General features: G+C 75.9%; 1 protein-coding gene and 1 pseudogene. Both read right to left on the bottom strand.

The window, feature by feature from the left end:
• Positions 1-581 (bottom strand): annotated as a pseudogene (locus FHN55_RS23990) (aminotransferase class I/II-fold pyridoxal phosphate-dependent enzyme); the annotation flags it as partial.
• A gap of 2 nt (positions 582-583) precedes the next feature.
• Positions 584-1,118: aminotransferase class I/II-fold pyridoxal phosphate-dependent enzyme (locus FHN55_RS23985; RefSeq protein ID WP_257571192.1), on the bottom strand; the 535-nt coding region annotated here is incomplete at its 3' end.
• Positions 1,119-1,286 lie beyond the last annotated feature (168 nt).

The raw sequence follows: 1,286 nt of genomic DNA, 5'->3' as shown, positions 1-1,286 counted from the left end.
CGGCGGCGGCGAGGCGCTCCACGGCGGCGTGCAGCACGTCGTCGCGCTTGCAGAACGCGAACCGCAGGAGCGAGGGCGCGGCGTCCGGGTCGTCGCAGAACACCTGCACCGGGATCGCGGCCACGCCGACCTCCTCCGGCATCCGCCACGCCAGCGCCGAGGCGTCGGCCAGCCCCAGCGGCCGGACGTCGGCGGTGACGAAGTACGTGCCCTCGCACCGGTTCACGGCGAAGCCGGCGGCGGCCAGGCCCTCCGACAGCAGGTCGCGCTTGGCCTCCAGCTGCGCGGCGAAGTCCGCGAAGACCTCCGGCGGCAGCCGCAGCGCGGCCGCGACGGCGGGCTGGAACGGGGCGCCGGAGACGTAGGTGAGGAACTGCTTGACCGCCCGCACGGCTCCCACCAGGTCCGACGGGCCGTGCACCCACCCGACCTTCCAGCCGGTCACGGAGAACGTCTTGCCCGCCGACGAGACGACGAGCGTCCGCTCGGCCATCCCGGGCAGGGAGGCGACCGGCACGTGCTCGGACCCGGAGAAGACGAGGTGCTCGTAGACCTCGTCGGAGACGACGACGACGTCGTGCNNCGCGCGCCACCAGCTCCAGCTCGGCGCGCGTGAGCACGCGCCCCGTGGGGTTGTGCGGCGAGTTCAGCAGCAGCAGGCGCGTGCGCCCGGTGAACGCCGCGCGCAGCGCCTGCTCGGTGAGCTCGAAGGCGGGGCCCCGCAGCGGCACGGTGCGGCGGGTGGCGCCCGACAGCGCGACGGTGGCGGCGTAGGAGTCGTAGTAGGGCTCCAGGACCACCACCTCGTCGCCCGGGCCGGTCAGCGCCAGCACGGCCGCGGCGATCGCCTCGGTCGCGCCGGTGGTGACGAGCACGTCGGCGGGGGAGACGTCCAGCCCCCAGAACCGCGCCTGGTGCTCGGCGACGGCCTCCCGCAGCTCGGGGACGCCCGGCCCCGGCGGGTACTGGTTGTGGCCGCTGCGCAGGGCCTCGGCCGCGTCGTGGAGCAGCGAGGCGGGCCCGTCGGTGTCCGGGAACCCCTGACCGAGGTTCACCGCCCCGGTGCGCAGCGCCAGCGCGCTCATCTCGGCGAAGACGGTCGTGGTGAAGGGGCGCATGCGCTCGACCAGCCGGCCCGGCCGCTGGCCCGGACCCCCGGCCGACCCCTGGGCGGACGGTGCTCCCGTGCCTGGCGTCACCCCGGGAGTCTGCCAGCGCTCCTCGGCCGGGACTCGCGGCGGTGCCGGCGCTTGACCGCGTACATGCTGTGGTCGGCCTCGTCGAGG

Source organism: Streptomyces sp. NP160 (genome assembly GCF_006335115.1).
Classification (GTDB): Bacteria; Actinomycetota; Actinomycetes; order Actinomycetales; family Quadrisphaeraceae; genus Quadrisphaera.
This window is presented reverse-complemented; position numbering and strand designations above follow the sequence as displayed.